Here is a 20,562-nt window from a genome sequence, read left to right as displayed (position 1 = left end):
GGTCAGAAGGTTGGCAGGGCCTGGGAGTTCGGAGCGGTCGGTCCGGACGGTGCGAGCAGCAGGGTGTGCAGCTCCTCGACCGCGCAACCCCGGGTGCGCTTGGTGACGATGGAGTGGGGTCCCAGCTGGATCCGCGGGATCCCTCGCTCGATCGCCCGGGCGATCGGCTCGTAGAAGACCAGGTTGTAGTAGAGCGATTCGCGGTCGGTCAGGGCGTAGTCGCAGCCCCAGCACCTGATCACCCAGTCGCCCTCGCGTTCCCAGATCACGCAGACCCCCAGTAGTTCGGCGCCCCGGCGGGCGACGAGGGCGAATCCGCTGTCCGCCATGGCCAGGCCGAGGCCGGTGAGGTAGAACTCGATCTGGTCCGCGGTTGTGGAGCGCCCGTAGCGCTGCTCCACCTGATGGACCAGGGGCGCTATTTCCTCGCAGACGTCCAGGACGGCCTCCTCGCTGACGGCGATGCCGCTCGCCAGGAACCGGCGCCGCTCCTTGCGGACGCCGGCCCGGCGGCTGCCGGCGAGCGAGGAGACGTACGCGTCGAAGTCCGGCCAGTCGATGTCCAGCCGGGCGACCGGCTCCTGCCGCAGCAGTGCGCCCCGGCGCAGTTCGGCCGGCACCAACTCCCGTTGGGCGTCGGTGAGGTAGGGCATCAGCGTGACGGCGGCCGGCTCCGTCCGGGCTGCCCGCAGGGCATGCTCGACCAGGAGCCTTCCCGGCGCCCGGCGCCCGGCCGGATCGAGGCCCGGCGCCACGGCGAGGTAGTTGGCCACGGCGCCCGGCGAGCCGAGCAGGTGGGCCTGCTCGGCGGCCGCCCCGCCGACGGGTTCGGGCGCGATGGCCGCAGGCAGCGGCTCGCTGGTGCGGTAGCAGGGCAACAGGCCCACCGGGCGCCGGTCCGCGTCGCGCGCCAGCAGGTAGCGCACCTGTGTGCCGCGCAGCAGCTCGGCGAGTTCGAGCCGGGCGAGTTCGGCCAGGTGGTGCCGGCTGCCGCCAGGCATCGCCAGCCCGTCGAGCGGCTCGTCCTCGAACTCCTCGACCGCGTCGTGCTCTTCGACCACCAGGTCGGACGGCGCCGCGCTCTCCAGCCCAGCAGTCGGCCAGACCGGACCGGGCGGACCGGGCGGACCGGGCGCCGTCACGCGAACTCCCGGCCGAGCTCGGCGATCCGCGGGATGCCCGCGAGCGCGTGTTCCGGGTCCACCCCGAAGTCGATCAGACAGGCGATCTCGTCGATGCCGATCCCCGCCAGCCGTTCGGCGGCGTCCACGGCCTGCGCGACCGTACCGAAGAGCGCGTAGTTGTCGTAGTAGTGGTCGAGCGAGCGGGAGACGATCGCGTCCACGTCGGCCGGGCTGAGGGTGGCGGGGTCGAGCTTGGCCGCGCCGCGCCGCAGCGAGCCCGCGATCAGGCGGAAGGAGCTGGTCAGGTAGGCGTGCAGGGCACCGGAAACCCGCTCGCGGGCCAGCTCGGGCGTGGCGTCCAGGTAGGTGGGCACCATCGCCACGACGTGTCCCGACCAGGAGTTGCCACTGGCCCGCCGGACGGCCGCACGGTACTCGCGGATCTTGTCCGCCAGTTCCTCACGCTCCTGGCCGAGTAGGTAGGTCAGCAGACCGACGTTGAGCTCGCCCGCGGCGCGGAAGGTCTCGGGGCTGCCCGCGGCGGTGAGCCACATCCTGGGCATGCTCTGCACCGGAGCGGGGAACGCGCTGACCGCCACCTGGCGGCCGCCGCCGTCCTTTGCGTCCAGTGCCTCCCCGCACCAGAGCCGGCGGACCTCCTCGACGGACTCGGTCACCTGCCGACGGCGGTGCTCGTACGCCTCGGGGCGCAGGACGAAGTCGGTGGCGTGCCAGCCCGAGGCGAAGGACATTCCCACCCGGCCACCGGAGAGGTTGTCCACCACCGACCAGTCCTCGACGATCCGGATCGGGTCGTGCAGCGGGGCGACGATGCTGCCGGCCCGGATCTGCACTCGCTCGGTGATCGAGGCGATGGCTGCGCCGGCGAGCGCGGGGTTGGGGTAGAGGCCGCCGAAGCGGTTGAAGTGACGTTCGGGGGTCCAGATCGCGCACAGGCCCTCGCGGTCGGCGATCCTGGCTCCGTCGAGCAGCAGCCGGTACTTGCCGACCTCGCGCGGGTCCGGGGCGCCGTGGTCCGCGGCGGCATGGTTCGGGGCGCCGTGATCCGGGGCGGCATGGTTCGGGGCGCCGTGGTCCGGGACGCCGTGGTCCGCGGCCGCGGCGGCGTGCTTCGGGGACCGGGGCGGGTGGTTCGCCGAGGCGTCGTCGGCGAAGTAGAAGAGGCTGAATTCCATCGGGTCTCCCCCGTGTGGGCCGACAGCGGCCCGGTGTCGGTGGTCGGAAAGCGGCGGGCTGGTCAGCGCACGCCGTCGAGCCCGCCGGTTTTGCGGCCATGGCGGATCAGCACGGAGAGCAGCAACGCCGCCGCCGCGAGCCACCCGGCGGCCACGGTGGCCTCCGCGGCGAGCTGCGCGCAGACCCGGCCCGCCGGGGCGCCGTCGAGCAGCCCGCGCAGCGCGCTCAGCCCATGGGTCACCGGCAGCAGGTCCGCCACGGCCGCGACCGGCGCGGGCCAGTACGACAGCGGCACGTTGACGCCGGTGAAGGCCATCAGGATCAGGTACGCGACGTTGAGCGCGCCCCACCCGGCATTGGGGAAGCGCATGGTGATGGCGCCGATGAAGGCGCCGTAGCAGTAGGCCGAGAAGCAGGACAGCAGCACGATCGGGGCGATCGCGACGGCGGCGGCGCCCGGCAGGTGGATGCCGAAGATCGGCACGATGAAGAGCAGCACGACCATCGAGCTGGCGAACCCGCTGACCGGGTTGTTCAGGCTGCGGCTGAGCAGCGCGGTGATGGCGTCGCCGGGGGCGGAGACCAGCAGCTCCAAGGTCCCGTTGCGGCGGTCCCGGACCAGCGAGAGCACCGAGGAGGTGGACTCGATGGTGCCGACGGCCAGGATGTTGCCGACCGCGAGGTAGCGCACGGTGTGGCTGTCGCCGACCACAGTGCCGATGGTGGCGAAGAAGACCACCTGGAAGATCAGGCGCAGTCCCCAGCCGAAGAACCAGGACCGCAGCGTGTACTGCGACCGGTATTCGGCGAAGCCGAGCCGGGCGGCGTTGCGCGTGATCTCCACCCGCGTTGCGAGAGCCTCACTCACGACGTCATCACCCTTCCGGTGTGTCGCACCCGGGTCAGCACGGCGTGGGTGCACCAGACGCCGGCCGCCAGGGTGAGCCCGCCGAGCAGCAGGACCATGGCGAGCTGGAGCCCCGCGTCCTTCATCGCCCCGGGCACGGTCGCCGCCCGCAGCAGGTCCGAACTCCAGGACAGGAAGATCAGCCGCGAGAGCGGACGCGACCACTCGGGCAGCACGGCGACCGGGACGAACACCCCGCCCAGCACGTAGACCGGGTAGTTGAGCGCGTTCTTGAAGGCCAGCGCGGTGCGGCCGAGTACGAAGACGGTGGCCATCACGGTGGCGGTGGCCGCCGTGGCCAGGCAGGTGGCCAGCAGGCCGGCCACGAACCAGAACGGGTGGGCGAAGGAGAGGTCGGCGTCGAAGAAGACCACGGCGAACAGCCAGGACTCCCCGAAGCAGAGCAGCCCGAGCGCGCCGACCGCGGCGCAGCGGCCCAGCAGGTTGTGGAAGAAGGCCGCGGGCGCGGCGAGCACCACGTCCAGGACTCCGTTCCAGCGGTCCGCGTCGATGATGTCGCCGGCCAGCATCAGCGACATCGTCCACATCCCGGCCAACGCGGGGGCCAGCGCGGCCTGCTGGTCCAGGTCGGCGCGCCCGCCGTGGCGGGTGATGGACAGGAAGATGAGGACGTGGAACGGCAGGGCGATGACGATGGAGACCCGCCCGATCGCGCTGCGGAAGATCGCCAGCTGGATGCGGAAGCCCGCTGCGAAGACCCTCATGCCGACACCTTCAACCCGCGCTCGCCGAGCATCTCGACGTAGACGTCGTCGAGGCTCGGGCGCCCGGTCCTGATCCGGGTCACCCCGGCCGCCACCAGCAGGGACAGCACGGTGCGGGCGGCGGACTCCTCGCGCATCCGGATCCGTACCGAGCCCGCGCCACGCTCCTCGACCGAGGCGACCCCGGCGAGGTCGGCGATCTCCTTCAGCAGCGGCTGCGGCGCCTCCTCGACGTCGATGTGCTCGTGGCGCGACATCAGCCGGCTGAGCGCCTCGGGGGTCTCGGTGGTGAGGATCCGGCCCTCGTTGATCAGTGTCACCCGGTCGCACAACTCCTCGGCTTCGGCCATGTCGTGGGTCGCGAGCAGCAGCGACCTGCCCTCGTCCCGCAGGGCGCGCACCAGGTCCCGGAAGGCGCGAGCGGCGACCGGGTCCATGCCCATGGTGGGCTCGTCGAGGACGATCAGGCGGGCCCGGCCGACCAGCCCGCGGGCCAGGTGCAGGCGCTGCTTCATGCCGCGGGAGAAGGTCTCCACCTTCACGTCGGCGCGCTCGGCCAGCCCGAAGCGCTCCAGCACCTCTTCGATCTGCCGCTTGGCCTCGGCGCGGCCGAGCTCCTGCAACGCCGCCCAGTAGCACAGGTTCTGACGTGCACTCAGGCCCTGGTAGAGACCGCGGTCGCCGCCCAGGACGAGGCTGATCTCGCGGCGCACCTCGGCGGCCTCGGTCAGCACGTCGTGGCCGTAGACACGGACCTGACCGGAGGTCGGGAGCAGCGTGGTGGCCAGGATCTTGACGAGGGTGGTCTTGCCGGCGCCGTTGGGTCCCAGCAGGCCGTGCACCTCCCCCTGATCGATCCGCAGGTTCACCTCGTTCAGCGCGACCCGCGTGGTGCGCGGGCCGCGCCAGCCACGGCTCTCGTACTCGCGGCGCAGGTCGCGCACGTCCAGGGCCACGGTGTTCGTGCCGGTCATCTCAGCGCCTCCCGGACGGCAGGTGCGGTGCGGCCTGCGCCGCGTTCCCGCCCAGCAACTCGGACAGGATCCGGCCCACTTCGGGTCGGCGCAGCAGGTCCTGGCGCGGGACGTCGAAGGAGTGCCGGGTGACGGCGTGCCGGGCGGCGCCCCCGGGGGTCGCGGACAGCACGGCGACGTGCTCCGGGGTCCACGGCGCCTCGGCGGCCAGGTGGGCGGCGACCAGGTAGGCCAGGAAGTTCCCGAAGCGGTCGGCCGCCTCGGCGGCCATTTCCTCCTCCAGCTCCGCCCGGGTGAAGGCCAGCACCGCCAGCTCGTGGTAGAGCTCCGCCAGGGCGGCCGCGGTCCTGACCGGGTCGGTGGAGTCGTCCGTGACCCGCCGGGCGCGGGCTCGGGCGCCCGCCAGCTCGGCGGCGCCGAGCTCCTCCGCCAGGCCCTCGACCACCAGGTCGAACTGGGCGCACAGGGTCTCGGCCGCCGGGTGCTCGGGGTCGAAGAGGATCACCACGGGGGCGTGCTCCTGGCGGGCGGCCAGCCAGCGGGCCAGCGCCAGGGCCAGCGAACTTCCCATGCAGTAGCCGAAGACGGCACGGACCGGCTCCGCCCGCCCGGCCAGCTCCCGGGTCCAGCCGGTGAGGTAGACGTCGGGGACCAGCGCGTCGCGGTCCGCCAGGCCGGTCGCCAGGGAGACGGTCTCCAGAACCGTCCAGGGGGTGTCCAGATGCGCCATCAGTTCAGGGAACCCCGCGTCCGACCGGCTCTGGCCGAAGTCCACCGCGAGGACGGATCCCGGCGCACCCGCCTCGTCGGTGAGGGCACCGGCCCTGAGTATGCGCCAGCCGACCGTGTCGGTCATCGTGCTTCTCCTTCCACAGTCATCACCACGGGTCGGGGCTTGGTCGCGTCCACCGCGACCAGACGGAACTCCGCCGTGCACAGGCCGTCGTACGCGTCCGGGATCCACAGGTCGTCCGGGCCGGGCAGCATCTCCCCCAGGTCGAGGCAGACGTCCTCCTGCGGCAGGGCCGCGGCCAGCCGCAGGGCCCGTTGCAGGTTGCGCACCAGCAGCGGGGCGTCCAGGTCCACGTAGAACGGCTTGAGTTCGGCAGGGGTGCGGGCGAAGACGTGCCGGGGTACGCCGCGAGCCCGCAGTTCGGCGGCCAACTGCCCGGCCCCGCGCAGGCCGACGAGCCGCGCCACGGGCACCCGCCAGCTCTCCCGGCAGATCACCAGGTCGTCCAGCAGTACCCGGGGTCCGTGGGCGTCCTTGGGGCGGATCTGGAACCGGTTCACCACCAGGGCGGTCAGGAACTCGCCGAGCGCCTCGGTCACCGAGGCGGACCAGGAGCCGTCCGGCGGCTCGACCACCAGGTCGCCGTCCTGCTCGCGCACCCGCAGCGCGGTCGCGGGCCAGGAGCGGGCTCCGGCCGGGGCGCCGGCATCGCGGCCGAACGACCAGTACGCATAGGCGCCCGGCACGTGCACCGCCAGTGGCGGGTAGGTGCGCGGCGTCACCTCCGGCGAGTCGTTCGGCTGCAGGGCGATGACCCGCCCCTCGGCCATGTCCGCCGCGACGGCCCTGCTCAGCTCCCGCGGGTCGTCGGCCTGGGTGTGGAAGACCCGGCTCTCCAGGGTGTTCAGGGCCACGTGCAGCTCCCCCAGGACCCATCGGCCGTGCTCGCCGGATCCGCCGCGGGCCAGCATCAGGTCCGGGCTGTGGTAGCGGGCGCCGGACCAGGCCGGGCGGCGCGGTGGGAAGAGCGCGGCCGCCAGCGGCCCCGCCTCGGCCGTGTCGATCCGCACCTCGCCGCGGTCCGCCGGGCCGGGGCCCGCCAGGCCCGGGCCCGGGGAACCGGCCGACGGCCGGGCCGTGGCCAGCAGCTCCGCCCAGCGCAGCCGGAAGTCCTCCGACACCTCGTCGATCACCGTGCCGGGCGCACCGGCCAGCACGTCGGCCACCCCCAGGTACAGCTCGCTCAGCCGGACGTCCGGCGTACGTTGGCACAGCACCCGGTAGCGGGCCCGCACCTGCTCGCCGACCGCCTGGGCCGCCTCGGCCGCCAGCCAGCGCGCGCTGTCCAGCAGGAGCGCCAACGGCGCGCGCAACGCGTCCACCAGGTCCCCGCCGATGGTGACGTCGAGGTCGCGGCGGCTGTCCTGGTAGATCGCGGAACGCCCGTACAGGGTCTGCCGCTTCTGCCGGGAGGCCGAGCGCCCGGCCGCCTCGCCCAGGTACCGGTGGAACTCCTCGATCGCCTCATGCGTGCCGACCGGGTCACCGGCGGCCGCCGCGACCTCCGCCCGCCGCCGGGTCAGCTCCTGGAGCTGTTCCAGCGGGGCGCGGCGCACCGCGGCGTCGGGGATCGCGTCGAGCTGCTCCCGCAGCCGCCGCTCGGGGAACGCGTCCAACGGCACGGTGAACCCGGCGTCCAGCACGCCGGTGCGCCTCATCCGCCCGAACTCCGCCGCGACCTCGTGCGGTGGGCATCCGCTGGCATCGGCGGCGGCGGCGAGCGCCGCCCCGGCCACCGGATGGGCGGCAACGGCCGCCAGCAGCGCCGCCGTCAGCGGGCCGGCCGGCTCCGGCGGACGCCAGGGGCGGCGGATCGCCGTGCCGTCGAAGTGGACGGCCGGGTGCAGCCGTACCGGCAGCTGCGGGGCCAACCGCTCGTCCTCGCTCCAGGCTTGGGCCAGCGCCTCCAGGGCCCAGGTCTCGATGTGGGTGCTGCGGCTGCGGATGCCGCCGCTGCCGCGCTGGGTCAGACCGGTGGCCCGCTCGTCGAAGCGGGCCCAGGCGACCGGGCCGAAGAAGCCGATGGTGTCGTTCTTCGCGCAGTACCGCTGGGCGTAGCGGGCCAACAGCGCGTCGCGCTTGCCGCCGCGGTGCAGCTCGCGGCCTTCGCGCAGGGCGGCCGCGTGCCGTCCCACCCAGTTCCGCGTGACGTCCGGGTTCTGCCAGGCCAGGGCCTCCAGGAAGCGGTCCTCGGTCAGGAAGCGACCGGCGCCGCCGTCCGCCTGGCCGCCGTCCGCCTGGCCGCCGTGCTCGGTGACGCCGAGCGCCTTCAGCCAATCGAAGGGCATACCCGCGCCACGCAGGGCCGACCGGCGCCAGATGCCCCAGCCCGCCGACAGCTCCAACAGGGGGTCCGGATCGGTTGCGGCCATCTCAGCGCGCTCCCCGGGTGCGCAGCTCCGCCGCGAGGCTGCTCAGGGTCGGGTAGTCGAAGAGCGCCGCGATGCTCAGGTCCAGCGCGTACTGCTTGCGGATCTGGGACATCAGCTCGACCGCGGTGAGCGAGTTGCCGCCCAGGTCGAAGAAGTCGTCCTCGGCGCTGATCGCCTCGACACCGAGGGACTCCCTCCACAGCTCGCGCAGTCGCCCCTCCACCGGGTCGGCGTCGGCCGGCGCGCTCGCCACTGCGGGCGCCGGGGCCGGGGCGGCCGAGGCGGCCGGGGCGGGCGGGGCGGGCGGGGCGGGCGGGGCGGGCGGGGGCACGACGAGGGCCCGCGCCGGAGCCGGGGCCGCGACAACCGGCACGACGGGCGCCACCTGAGGTGTCCGAGGCGCCGGGCGCGGCGCCGGGGTACGGGGTGCGGCGACCGTGAGCGGTACACCGTCGCGGAACGGGACCACGGCCACCTGGCGCGGCGTCACGGAGTCCAGCAGCTCCAGCAGCAGCCTGGTCCCGGTCTCGGGGTCGATGCCGGACTGTACGGCCGGCGCGCCGTCCTGCGGCACCGCCGGTGCAGCCTCCGCCGCGGGGGCGGGAGCGGGAGCGGCTGCGGGGGCAGGAGCGGGAGCGGCGTCGAGGAAACCGGCGTCCTCCACCCGGCGCATCGTGAAGCCCTCGATGTCGGCGATCACCCGGCCGTCCTCGCCGAGCAGGGTCACGTCGGCCACGATCAGGCCGTCCGCGCTGTCCTGGCGCCGGATGTGGCTCAGGAAGCGGGCCGGCACGGATTCCTGATGCAGCGTCAGGGAGCGGTACATGAACGGAAGGTGGAAGCTGTCGCGCTCGGGGTCGCGGGCGTGCGAGGTCGCCGAGTCCAGCAGGGCGGGGTGCAGGGCGTGGTCGGCGGTCTCCTGGGCGAAGACCTCCGGCAGCGCCAGTTCGGCCAGGTACTCGGCCCGTTCGCCGGGGACACTGTCGATGGCGACCACGTTGTTCCAGCGCGGGCCGAGTGAGAAGAGCCGCTGCGGCTTGCGACCGCCGGAGGCCTTGGCGCGGCGCCGGGTGTGCCGGGCCCGCAGCCGTGCCAGGTCCACCCGCTCCGCCGCCCCGGTGCTCTCAGCGGCGATGCCGCGCACGTGGACCTGCCGCTGCTCGTCCTCGCCGGTCATCGAGGCCACGGTGAAGCGCCACTGGCCGTCCACACCGTCCTCGGGCTCCCAGGAGACCTCCAGCCGGCAGCGGTCCGCCACTACCAGGGGGCGCAGGAAGACCACGTCGGCCAGGCGCACCGGGGCCGGCCGGCCGCCGAGCACCTCAGCGCGGAAGGCCCGGACGATCAGGTCCAGGTGACCGGTGCCCGGCAGCACGGCCTTGCCGGAGATCCGGTGCTCGTCGAGCGCGGGGCACTCGGCCGGGGTCAGCTCGGTGCGCCACACCCGGCCGGCCGCCGGCCGGGCCTGGCGGGCGGCCAGCGCCGGCACCGCCATGCCGACCGTGTTCCAGGCCGGCCAGTTGACGCTCAGCACGCGGCAGCCGCCCAGCAGCCCGTTGCCGGTGAAGGCGTCCAGGAAGGAGTTGGCTGCCGCGTAGTCGCCGCCGCCCGTCAGGCCCATGACGGAGGCCCGGCTGGAGAAGGAGACGAAGAAGTCGAGCTGCGGACGGTCGGCGAACAGTTCGGCCAGGGCCAGGGTGCCGCGGACCTTGGGTGCCAGCACGGCGCTGGTCTGCTCGCCGTCGCGGAAGGCCAGCATGCCGTCACCGGCGACGCCGGCCAGGTGCAGCACGCCACTGACCGGGCCGAAGCGCGCCGCCGCGATGTCCGCCACCCGACGCAGCGAGCGGGTGTCGGTGACGTCGCAGGCGAACACCCGGTACTCGGCGCCGGCCGCGGTCAGCTCCTCCAGATCCGCCGCCAGCCGGGTGGTGCGCGGGTCGCCGGCGGCCAGCAGGCGCTGTCGCTCCTCGCCCTCCGGCAGGCCGGTGCGGCCCAGCAGCACCAACCGCGGCCGCAGCCCGGTGCGGGCCAGCCCCTTGGCGACCTCCATGCCGAGCCCGCCGAGCCCGCCGGTGATCAGGTAGACGCCGCCGCGCCGCAGTGCGGGGCGGGCGGCGGGCACCGGGTGGTACTCCTGCTCGGTGCGCTGCCAGCGGCGGTCGCCGCGCAGGGCGGTGACGCCGGGCGTCTGCCACTGGCTCAGCTCGGCCACCAGGGCCTCCTCCGCGACGCCCGCGCCGATGTCCACCAGCTTGCAGGCGACCCGCTCGTCCTCCAGCGCGACGGTGCGCACCAGACCGTGCGTCATCGCCCTGACCGGGTCGACGGATTCGGCGCCGGAGACGTCGACCGAGTTCTCGGTCAGCACGAGCAGCGCGGGCATGCCCTGACCGGTGGTGTGCCGCAGCCCCTGCTGGACGAGCGTGACCAGGCTGTGGAAGGAGTCCTCCAGCTGCTCCTGGACGGTACCGGAGGTCACCCAGCCGAGCGGGCCCAGTGCCCGGGCGTGCACCAGCACCTGTGGGAGGGCGCCGCGCCCGGCCAGCGTGCGGAACATCCGCTCGACGTCCTCCGCCGCGCCCCGGCGCAGCCGGAACGCCGTGCCGCTCTCCTCGTAGGCGGCGCCGGGCTGGACCCGGGTGATCCGCAGCCCGGCCTGCTGGAGCGCCGCCGACAGCTCGGTGGCGCGTTCGGGGTCCGCGGGCAGCAGGGCCAGGGCCGGGGTGTACCTCGGTGCGCCCGGGCCCGCCGTGCGCGGGACGTCCACCCACGACAGGGTGGTGAAGGGGGAGCCGGCGGCCTCGGGTTGCGCGCCCTGGTCCGGCACGGGAGGCAGCTCCTGAACCGCGGTGTCGGAGGTATCGGCGGCATCGGCGGTGCCGCTCGGCAGCGCCGGAGCGTCCACCCAGTGCCGGACCGACTGATAGGGGTAGCCGGGCAGCGGGACCCGCCGCACGGGCTCGTGCTGACCCACCGCGTTCCAGTCCACCTGGTGGCCCTCGGTCCACAGGACGGCGAGCGCGCCCATGACCGAGCGCCAGTCCGCTCGCTCGCCCTCACCGCGCCGGCGCGGCAGGGACGCCACCGCCAGGTGCCGTTCGCCGGCCGCCGCCGGGTGCCGGGTGACGAGCGAGGTCAGGGTACGGCCCGGGCCGACCTCCAGGAGCAGGTGGTCCTCCTGCGCCAGCAGCGCGTCCAGGGCGGGGCCGAAGCGGACCGGGTCGACCAGCTGCCGCGCCCAGAAGGCGGGGGTGAGGGCCTCCTCCTCGGTGATGAGGCGTCCGGTGACGGCGGAACGGATCGGCAGCCGCGGGGCCCGCAGCCCGACGCCCTCGAAGGCCCGCTCGAACTCCTCAGCGGCGGCCGCCATCATCGGGCTGTGAAAGGCGTGCGAGGTCCGCACCGGGACGCTGGAGTGGCCCTCGGCCCGCAGCTCGGCGGCGAAGTCCGCGAGCGCGGTCGACGGCCCGGCGACCACGCTCTGCTGCGGCCCGTTGACCGCGGCCAGGGCCAGACCGGCGGGCAGCAGGCCCTCGACGGTGGCGGCCGGAGCCGACACGGCGAGCATGCCGCCGGGCTCCATCCGCCCCATCGCCCGGGCCCGGGCGGCCACCAGGGCGACGCCGTCGGCCAGGCTGAACACCTCGGCGACCGCGGCGGCCGCCAGTTCGCCGATGCTGTGGCCCAGCAGGACGCCCGGTCGCACGCCCCAGGACAGCCACATCCGGCTGAGCGCGTAGTCGACGGCGAACAGCAGCGGCTGCGCGAGCGTGGTGTCCCCCAGCTCCTCGTCCGTCGCGGCGTCGCGCCAGGCCTCGCGGATCCGCGGATCGTGGGCGTCCAGCAGGTCGAGGCAGTCGTCGAGCGCGCGGGTGAAGGCGCGCTCGGTCCCGTACAGCCCGTGGGCCATCGCGGCGTGCTGGGCGCCCTGGCCCGGCAACAGGAAGGCGACCTCGCGCGGGGCGGCTGTGCCACGGCCGGTCACCACCCGGGACGCGTCGGCCTCGGCCAGGGCCGCCGCGGCGTCGCCGGTGCCGGTGGCGACCAGCGCGGCGCGGTGCAGGTGGGCCGTCCGCCCGTGCTGGAGGGTGGCCACGGTGTCGGCGAAGGCGTCCGCCGAGGCCCGCTCGAAGTGACCGGCGAGCCGGGCGCGGTACTCCCGCTCGGCCCGCGGGTCCTTGCCCGACCAGACCACCAGACGCTCGCGCTCCTCCTGCGCGGCGGGTGCGGGGGCCGGGCCCTCCTCGACGATGGCGTGCACGTTGGTGCCGCCGATGCCCAGCGAGCTCACGCCGGCCAGCCGCGGGGCGCCGGGGGTGCGCGGCCACCGGGTCAGCTCGGTGTTCACCCGGAACGGCGAACTCTCCAGGCCCAGCTTCGGGTTGGGCTCGGCGCAGTTGATGCTCGGCGGGAGCTGCTCGTTCTCCAGCGAGAGCACGACCTTGATCAGCGCGGTCACCCCGGAGGCGTGTCCGAGGTGGCCCACGTTGCCCTTGACCGAGCCGATCGCGCAGCCGCCGGTCTCCAAGTCACCGTCAGCGAGCCGCTGGTAGGCCTGGGTGAGGGCGGTGACCTCGATCGGGTCGCCCAGCGGCGTCCCGGTGGCGTGCGCCTCGACGTAGGAGATCTCGGCGGGGTGGACGCCCGCCATCTCCAGCGCCTCGGCGACCACCGCGCACTGGCCGGTGACACTCGGGGCGCTGAACCCGACCTTCCCCGAGCCATCGTTGTTGACGGCGGTGGCGCGCACCACCGCGCGGATGGTGTCGCCGTCGGCCAGGGCGTCGCTCAGCCGCTTGAGCACCACGACGCCCGCGCCGCTGCCGAAGATGGTGCCGTTGGCGTCCTTGTCGAACGGGCGGCAGTGGCCGTCCGGGGTCATCGGGCTGCCGGGGGCCCACCAGTGGCCGTGGCCGAGCGGGAACTCGACGTCGGAGCCGCCGGCGAGGGCGAGCTCGCACTCGCCGTTGCGCAGCGCCTGCGCGGCCAGGTGGACCGTCAGCAGGGAACTGGAGCAGGCCGTCTGGACGGTCATCGCGGGACCGCGGAAGTTGAACTTGTAGGAGACCAGGGTGGCCACGTAGTCCGAGTTGTTGAGCACGCCCACCGACATCCCGGAGGCGCTGCGCACGGTGCTGTGGTCGGAGCCGGCCAGCAGGTCCACATAGCGGTTGACGCCGACCGACCCGAACACGCCGACGTCGCCGATCCGCTCGGGGTCGTACCCGGCGTTCTCCAGCGCGGCGTGCGCGGCCTGAAGGAAGATCCGGATCTGCGGGTCGGTGGAGGTGGCGTCGCGCGGGGACAGGTCGAAGAATCGGGCGTCGAACTCGTCGATCCCCGGGGCGGCGGCGACCGCCTTGACGTAGTCGGGGTCGCTCAGCGCCTGCGCGGGCACTCCCGCCGCGGTGAGCTCCTCGTCGGAGGGGAAGCACACCGACTCGCGGCCGTCACGCAGGTTGTGCCAGAAGGCCTCGGTGTCACGGGCACCGGGGAACCGCCCGGCGAGACCGATGATCGCGATCGGCTCAGGCTGACCATTCATGGGACGTTCACCCCTCGTGGTGGATGCGTCGGCGGATCGCCCTGCGGCGGTCCCCGGCGTTGTGCAGGTCGGCGGCGGTGGCACCGGTGGGACGGTGCGGCACCCGTTGGTCTGCGGTCCCCTGGTCGGACAGGAAGCGCAGGAGCGCCCGTGAACTCGGGTGTGTGAAGAGGTCGGTGACGGTGAGCGGGACCGGCAGCTCCCGCCGCAGCGACTCGTGCAGCCGCAGCAGGGTGACCGAGTCCAACCCGATGTCGAAGAAGTTCTCGTCCGGGCCGACCTCGCGGCCGGTGAGGGCTCGCAACCGTTCGGCCAGCAGCGCGGGGACCTCCCCACCGGCCCCCCGGTGCCCGGTGCGGCACGGCACGGGCACCGGGGGCGCCTGGGGCTCCGGGCCGGCGGGTGGCGCGGTGGCCGGGACGACCACCTTGTGGTTGGCGTCCACCGCCAGCTCGGTGGCCAGGGTGAGCACGGACGGCACGGCGAGCGGCGGCAGCCAGGCGGACAGGTGCCGGCGCAGCGCCGCTTCGGTCAGCATGGCCCCGGCGCGGGGCACCGCCCACAGCGCCAGCCGGCCGTCCGTGGTCGGCGCGGCGGCCGCCCGCAGGATGCCGGGGTGGCGCCGGGCGGCGCTCTCGACCTCCTCCGGGCCGACCCGGTAGCCGTTCACCGAGACCTGCCGGTCGGCGCGCCCGTCCACGTGCACCAGCCCGCAGGCGTCGAGCCGGCCCAGGTCTCCGGTGCGGTAGGCGCCCGCCCCGGGCTCGGCGCCCGGGTCGGGCCCGAACCGCCGCGCGGGCCCGCTGCCGTCGAGGTAGCCGGCGGCCAGCAGACGGCCGCGGACCAGGATCTCGCCGCGCTGGCCGATCCCGGCCGGGGCCCCGCCCGGGGTGACCACCACCAGACGCGAACCGGCCACGCCGGACCCCACCGGCAGGACCGCCTCGTCCGCGAGCCCGGCGGGCAGCGGGGCGAAGCGGGCGGCGACCAGGTGAGCGGCGGCGATCTGCGGAGTCTCGGTGGCGCCATAGGCGTTGACCACCGCCGCCCTGGTGAGCGCCGCCAGCCGGCGGACCTGACCGCCGGTCAGCGGCGCGCCGCCGGAGACGACCAGGCGCAGCGTGTCCAGCCGCAGGGTCGGGCGCTCCGCGTGCGCGGCGGTGAGCAGCTCCAGCAGCGCCGGGGTGGCGTGCAGCAGGCTGACCGCGCGGCCGTGCAGCAGGTCCAGCAGCTCGGCGGGGCGGGTGAGGGCCCCCTCCGGCGGCAGTACCACGGTGCCGCCGGCGCGCAGCGGGACGAACAGGTCACGCAGAACCGGGTCGTGGCCCAGGCCGGAGAGCAGCGCCGTGCGGTCCGCGGAGCGCACGGTGTACGCCTCGTCGTAGCGGGCGAGCGCGCTCTCCAGCACGCCGCGCGGTACCACCACGGCGGCCGGCCGCCCCGAGGTGCCGGAGGTGAAGAGCACGTGGCTCGCACCGGGCAGGGTGCGAGGCCGACCGTCCCCGGCCAGCAGCTCTGGCGGGCGGTGGGCCGTGGCGGACAGCCGCAGGATCCGCGCCGGGCGCAGGACCTCACGGCAGGCGGCCAGGCGCAGCTCGGGCAGCGCCGCGTCGAGCAGGGCGGGGGCGGCGCCCAGCTGCCAGGCGGCGAGCAGCGCGACCGGCAGCCAGGGCCCGCGCACCGCTTCGACCGCGACCACGTTCTGCGGCCGGACGCCCTCCGCCCTCAGACGCTCCGTCAGCGCATCCACCTGCTCGGCCAGCCATCGGTAGCCGAGCGCCGTGCCGTCGGCGGCCAGCAGCGCCGGTGCCTGCGGACGACGGGCGGCCACGTCCAGGACCTGCTGGACCAGGCGGCGCCCTGGCGTGCCCGGTGCCGGGGCCGCCAGCGGCAGCGTCAGGTCGGCTCCGGCGGCCCGGCCCCGCCCGGTGACCAGGCTGAGCTCGGCCAACGGGATGTCAGGCCGCGTCAGGACCTGGTCGAGCACGGCCACGTACTGGTCGGCCAGCTCCTCGGCCAGCTCGGCCGGGAGCCGGTCGATGGCGCGGATCAGGTCGAGCCGGTAGCCCGCGTCGTCCCGTCGCAGGTAGACGTTGACGTCGAACAGGGCGGCAGTGCCCGGGAAGTCGACCAGGTCGACGTCCAGCTGTGGCATCGCCGGTGCGGGCGAGGTGCCGGTGAGGTCGTTCACCCAGATCTGGAAGAGCGGGTTGCCGGTCGGGCGGGTGGGCACGCCCAGCGCTTCGATGATCGCGTCGAAGGTGGGCGTGACGTGCTCCAGGGCCTCGACCTGCCGCTCGCGGGTGTGCCGCAGCAGCGCCCCGAAGTCCGCCTGCCCGGCCAGGTCGAGCCGCACGGGCAGGCTCTCGACCAGGAAGCCGACCAGGGCGTCGTCGCCCGACTCACGCCGCCGGGAGGCGGGCATGCCCAGCACCACCTCGGCCCGTCCCGACCAGGCGGCCAGCACGAAGGCCACGCAGCTGAGCACGAGAACCACGGGGGTGACCGCGTGCTCGCGGGCGAAGTCCGCCAGCCGCTCGCTGCGTGCCCAGCCCAGTGGACGCCGGTGCGCCTGGCCGGCGAAGGACGGCCGGTCCGCGGCCGGCCCCAGCAGCGGCAGCGAGGAGTCGCGCGGTGCGTCGGCCAGGCGGGCCCGCCAGTGGGCCAGGTCGGCCGCCCAGCGGGCGCCGGCCACCGCGTCCGCCTGCGCCTCGGCGTGGTCGGCGAAGCGCGGTGCCGGGGCCGGCCAGCTCGGAGCGCCACCGGCCACCCGGGCGGCGTACGCGGCGGCCAGGTCGGCCAGCAGCAGGTCCATCGCGTGCTGATCAGCGATCATGTGGTGCACGGACAGCACCAGGACCGCGTCCTGTGCGGTGGGCGCGTGCAGCAGCGCGGCCGTCCACATCGGGGCGGCGGAGAGCGGGATCGGACACTCGGCCATCGCCTGGACGAAGCCGTCGGCCTCGGCCCGCCCCAGCGGGCCGTCCACCGTGCGCACCCGCAGAGCGGGCCGGACACGGTCGGCGTAGACCAGCACGGGCTCGTCCGCCACCACCGAGGCACGCAGTGCGTCGTGGCGCTCGGTCAGGTCGGCCAGCGCGGCCCGCAGGGCGGGCGTGTTCAGGTCGCCGCGCAACCGCAGGGCGGCCACCACGTTGTAGGCGGGAGAGTCGGGGTACAGCCGGCTGAACATCCACAGCCGGCGCTGGGCGGGGGCGAGCCGCGAACGACGGCGCGCCGGTCGCGGTGCGCTGTCGTCCGCCGCGGTGGCAGCGGTCGCCGCGGTGGCGACGGTCGCCGCGGTCGTGGTCGCCGCGGACGCCAGGTGGGCGCGCAGCGCGGCCAGCGAGCCGTTGTCCCGCAGCAGCAGGGTCAGCGGGAGCTCCACGCCATGGGCCGCACGCACCAGCGTCCGCAGCCGCACCGCCGCCCACGAGGTGCCGCCGAGGGTGAGGTACCCCTCCTCCTCGCCACCGGGGGCCCGTTCCAGCAGTTCCCACCACTGGTCGGCCACCCAGTCCCCGGTGGGCGTCCCGGCGCTCACGCCGATCCCCTGCGGCCGGCGGCCGTCGGGCCCGCGGCGCGGGCCGCGAGGTGGGCGGCGAGCCGGGCGGGGGTCGGCGAGCCGAAGACGTCGGCGAGCTTGACCCTGGTGTCGGCCGCCTTCTCGACCTGCCGCACCAGGCGCGCGGCCAGCAGCGAATGGCCGCCGTTGGTGAAGAAGTTGCTGTCAGCGGTGATGTCGTCCCGCTTGAGGAAGGTGCGCCACAGGCCGATCAGCCTGCCCACCAGCTCCTCGTCACCCGGTTCGGCCGTGTCCGGCGGGCCGGCCGCGGCCTGGGCGTTCGGTGCCCGCCGCGCGCGGCGCAGTCGGGCCGCCTCGGTCAGCGCCCGGTAGTCGGTCTTGCCGTTGGGGGTGGTCGGCAGGCTCTGCACCGGCACCACGTCGTTGGGGACGAAGGAGGCGGGCAGCACGGCCCGCGCACGGTCCCACAGCGGGGCGACGAGTTCCTCGCCGAGCGCGGTGTGCACGAAGAGCACCAGCCGCCCGTCCGAGGACGGATCGCCGACCACCACCGCGGCGGCCGCGGTGACGCCGGGCTGTCCGGCGACGGCGGCCTCGACCTCGCCGAGCTCGATCCGGTTGCCCCGCAGTTTGACCTGGCGGTCGGCACGGCCCAGCAGTTCCAGGGTGCCGTCGTGCCGCCAGCGGGCCAGGTCCCCGGTGCGGTAGTAGCGCCCGAACCGCGGGTGCTCACGGAACCGGTCGGCCGTCAGCCGCTCGTCGCGGTAGCCGAGGCCCACGCCCGCGCCGGCGATGCAGAGTTCGCCCCGCAGACCGAGCGGCAGCTCCCGGCCGTCCGGGTCGGCGACGAAGCACCTGGTGTTCGCGATCGGGCTTCCGACGCCCACCGGGCCCTGCGGTCCCCCGCGCAACCGCGCGGCGGTGGACCAGATCGTGGTCTCGGTCGGTCCGTAGACGTTGTGCACCTCGCAACCGGCGGCGAGCAGCCGCTCGGCCAGCGCCGCGGGCATGGCCTCGCCGCCGCAGAGCACCTGGCGCCCGGCGAGGCGCTCGCCGGCCTCCTCCACGACCAGCCGCCAACTGGTGGGGGTGGCCTGGAGGACCCGGACGTCGTGCCGTTCGACGAGGTCGAAGAGCGCGCCGCCGTCGGTGCGGGCCTCGTCCGGGGCGACCACCACCTTGCCGCCGCGGACCAGCGGCAGGAAGAGTTCGAGGGCCGAGATGTCGAAGGCGAAGGTGGTGAGCCAGAGCACGGCGTCACGGGGGCCGACCGCCAGGGACTCGGCGAAGTGCCCCACCACGTTGGCCAGGTTGCGGTGGCTCAGCTCGACCCCCTTGGGACGGCCGGTGGAGCCCGAGGTGTAGATCAGGTAGGCGCGCTCGCCGGGGGCGGGGGCCGCCACCACGCCGCCGGGCTCCCCGTCGGCCGGGGCCTGGGCGAAGGGCAGGACCGTGCACAGGCCGTCGAGCCACTCCCAGGGCTCTGCCGCCAGCAGCACCGCCGCGCCGGAGTCGGCGAGTTGGTGGACCAGCCGGTCGCGCGGATGCCCGGGGTCCAGCGGCAGGTAGGACGCGCCCGCCAGCCAGATGCCGAGCACGGCCGCTGCCAGCGCGGCGGAACGCCTGGCGTCCACCGCGACCACGTCGCCCGCGGCCACGCCGGCCGCGGCGAGCGAGGCGCGGGTGGCCTCGGCCGTGCGCCACAGCCGGCGGTACGTCAACTCCTCGGCGCCGTCCACCACCGCCACCGCGTCCGGCCGCTCGGCCGCCTGGGCGGCGATCGCCGGCAGGACGCTCGCCGGCGCGGCCGGTCGCTCGGTGCGGTTCGCCCGCTCCAGCACGGCACGGTCGGTGCCACCGAGCAGCGGCAGCGTGCCGACCGCCCGGTCGAGGTCGCGTCCGGCCGCCAGGATCAGCTGCTCGTAGCGCTCCAGCAGCAGCCGGATGTCGGCCTCGGCGTGGATCTCGGTGCTGTAGTTCGCCTTGATCCGCACGCCGCGCGGGGAGGCGGAGACGAAGAACTCCAGGTCGAACCGGCTGTAGCCGCGGTCGACGTCGAGCGTGGTGGCGGGCTGACCGCCGACGGTCAGGAGCCTGTCGTCCTCGTCGGGCAGGTAGTTGAACACGTGCCGGAACAGCAGCCCGCGCCAGCCGGCGTCCTGGCGTGGCAGGTCGGCCAGCATCAGGTCCACCGGCACGTCGGCCCGCTCCACCCCGCCGAGGAAGGCGGCCTGGGTCGCCTGGACGAGGTGTCCGAACCCGCGCTCGGGATCGACCCGCACCCGGCAGGCCAACGTGTTGACGTGGTAGCCGACCCGGTCGCGTGCCTTGGGCCCGCGCACGTCCACCGGCGTGCCCACCACCAGGTCGGGGCCGGCTCCGTGCCGGGCGAGCAACAGGTAGTAGGCCGCGAACAGCACGCTGTTCTCGGTGGCCCTCAGCTCCTTGCGCAGCCGGCTCACCACGGCCATGGTCTCGGCGGACAGCTCGTGCACCACCCGCGCACCGGCCAGGGTCGGCTCAGCCGGCTCAGCCGCCCCGCACCACAGTTCCAGGGCCGACGGATCGACCCCGGCGAGGTGCTCGCGCCAGTAGGCGCTGCTCCGCTCGCTCGGCGCGCTCTCCACCAGCGCCGGCACCTCGGCGGTGAACGCGGCGGGCACCTCGTCCTCGGCGGCCAGGGCGCCATAGAGTTCGGCGAACTCGGCGACCACCAGATTGGCCGAGTGGCCGTCGAACACGATGTGGTGGGCCACGAAGCAGAAGACGTCGCCGCTCTCGCACAGCAGGTGGGCGGCGCGCACCAACGGCAGCCCCGCCAGCTCGAACGGGATCGCCGCGAAGGCCCGGATGTCGTCCTCCAGGCTCTGCGGGCTCGACCGGATGACCTCCACGGCAACCTGCGCCTGCTGCGGCGGCACGTACTCCCTGCGCAGCACGCCCTGTCCGCCGTCACCGGCCTCCCGTGGGTGGAACACCGTGCGCAGCACCTGGTGACGGGTCACCAGCGCGTCCACCGCCTGCTGGAGCGACCACCACCGCAGCCGCCCGGGTACTTGAATCGCCAGCGGGACGTTGTTGATCCCGCTGCCGCGCATGATCTCGTGCAGCAGCCACAGCGCGTTCTCCTTGGCAGAGGCATCCGCTGAGCCCATGCCGTCTGTCGTCCGGCCCACCGAATCCAGCACATCCACCGCCTTCACCCAACCGTCTCCGGGACTTGATCGCTGGGCGAGCCTAGGAAGCGCGGGCGGGAGCCCTCCAGAGGTGGACGGGCAGCGCCGGGGGTCAACAGGGTTGCCCATGTGTACCCACACCGGCCGGCTCGCCGATCACGGCGGACGGCGCCCGCGCCTTCCCGTTTTCTTCTCCCGTCCGGGCTCGGCGTCCGCGAAG

General features: G+C 74.7%; 10 protein-coding genes. All 10 read right to left on the bottom strand.

What is annotated here, in order from left to right; translation table 11 throughout:
- Positions 1 to 2: 2 nt before the first annotated feature.
- Positions 3 to 1,142, bottom strand: coding sequence for a peptidogalycan biosysnthesis protein (locus ACFZB9_RS22835; protein ID WP_391449842.1), 1,140 nt, complete (start codon positions 1,140 to 1,142; stop codon positions 3 to 5).
- Entirely contained in the window at positions 1,139 to 2,320 is a 1,182-nt protein-coding gene (locus ACFZB9_RS22830) for a MupA/Atu3671 family FMN-dependent luciferase-like monooxygenase (protein ID WP_391449841.1), read from the bottom strand. Before ACFZB9_RS22830 ends, ACFZB9_RS22835 begins: the two co-directional genes overlap by 4 nt.
- Positions 2,321 to 2,382: 62 nt before the next feature.
- Positions 2,383 to 3,189, bottom strand: a complete 807-nt coding sequence (locus ACFZB9_RS22825; protein WP_391449839.1) for an ABC transporter permease — start codon at positions 3,187 to 3,189, stop codon at positions 2,383 to 2,385.
- Positions 3,186 to 3,953, bottom strand: a complete 768-nt coding sequence (locus ACFZB9_RS22820) for an ABC transporter permease (RefSeq protein WP_391449837.1) — start codon at positions 3,951 to 3,953, stop codon at positions 3,186 to 3,188. The genes ACFZB9_RS22825 and ACFZB9_RS22820 overlap by 4 nt, the downstream gene beginning before the upstream one ends.
- Entirely contained in the window at positions 3,950 to 4,927 is a 978-nt protein-coding gene (locus ACFZB9_RS22815) for an ATP-binding cassette domain-containing protein (protein WP_391449835.1), read from the bottom strand. The genes ACFZB9_RS22820 and ACFZB9_RS22815 overlap by 4 nt, the downstream gene beginning before the upstream one ends.
- 1 nt (position 4,928) lies before the next feature.
- Positions 4,929 to 5,783 carry a hypothetical protein gene (locus ACFZB9_RS22810; protein WP_391449833.1) on the bottom strand — a complete coding sequence of 285 codons (855 nt, stop codon included), beginning with the start codon at positions 5,781 to 5,783 and terminating at the stop codon, positions 4,929 to 4,931.
- Complete coding sequence (locus ACFZB9_RS22805; protein ID WP_391449831.1) at positions 5,780 to 8,092, bottom strand: lantibiotic dehydratase; 2,313 nt, start codon at positions 8,090 to 8,092, stop codon at positions 5,780 to 5,782. Before ACFZB9_RS22805 ends, ACFZB9_RS22810 begins: the two co-directional genes overlap by 4 nt.
- Position 8,093: 1 nt before the next feature.
- Positions 8,094 to 13,640, bottom strand: a complete 5,547-nt coding sequence (locus ACFZB9_RS22800; protein WP_391449829.1) for an SDR family NAD(P)-dependent oxidoreductase — start codon at positions 13,638 to 13,640, stop codon at positions 8,094 to 8,096.
- A gap of 7 nt (positions 13,641 to 13,647) precedes the next feature.
- Positions 13,648 to 17,184: a condensation domain-containing protein gene (locus ACFZB9_RS22795; RefSeq protein WP_391449827.1), complete on the bottom strand. Its 3,537-nt coding sequence runs from the start codon at positions 17,182 to 17,184 to the stop codon at positions 13,648 to 13,650.
- Complete coding sequence (locus ACFZB9_RS22790) at positions 17,181 to 20,321, bottom strand: amino acid adenylation domain-containing protein (RefSeq protein ID WP_391449826.1); 3,141 nt, start codon at positions 20,319 to 20,321, stop codon at positions 17,181 to 17,183. Before ACFZB9_RS22790 ends, ACFZB9_RS22795 begins: the two co-directional genes overlap by 4 nt.
- Positions 20,322 to 20,562 lie beyond the last annotated feature (241 nt).

Origin of the sequence: Kitasatospora sp. NPDC008050, assembly GCF_042957465.1 — a bacterium.
GTDB lineage: Bacteria > Actinomycetota > Actinomycetes > Streptomycetales > Streptomycetaceae > Kitasatospora.
This window is presented reverse-complemented; position numbering and strand designations above follow the sequence as displayed.

Bases quoted from the DNA above. Each gene is read 5' to 3' on its own strand.
- ACFZB9_RS22830 (WP_391449841.1), bottom strand. From the start codon at position 2,320: ATGGAATTCAGCCTCTTCTACTTCGCCGACGACGCCTCGGCGAACCAC.
- ACFZB9_RS22820 (WP_391449837.1), bottom strand. From the start codon at position 3,953: ATGAGGGTCTTCGCAGCGGGCTTCCGCATCCAGCTGGCGATCTTCCGC.
- ACFZB9_RS22815 (WP_391449835.1), bottom strand. From the start codon at position 4,927: ATGACCGGCACGAACACCGTGGCCCTGGACGTGCGCGACCTGCGCCGC.
- ACFZB9_RS22810 (WP_391449833.1), bottom strand. From the start codon at position 5,783: ATGACCGACACGGTCGGCTGGCGCATACTCAGGGCCGGTGCCCTCACC.
- ACFZB9_RS22805 (WP_391449831.1), bottom strand. From the start codon at position 8,092: ATGGCCGCAACCGATCCGGACCCCCTGTTGGAGCTGTCGGCGGGCTGG.
- ACFZB9_RS22800 (WP_391449829.1), bottom strand. From the start codon at position 13,640: ATGAATGGTCAGCCTGAGCCGATCGCGATCATCGGTCTCGCCGGGCGG.
- ACFZB9_RS22790 (WP_391449826.1), bottom strand. From the start codon at position 20,321: ATGGGCTCAGCGGATGCCTCTGCCAAGGAGAACGCGCTGTGGCTGCTG.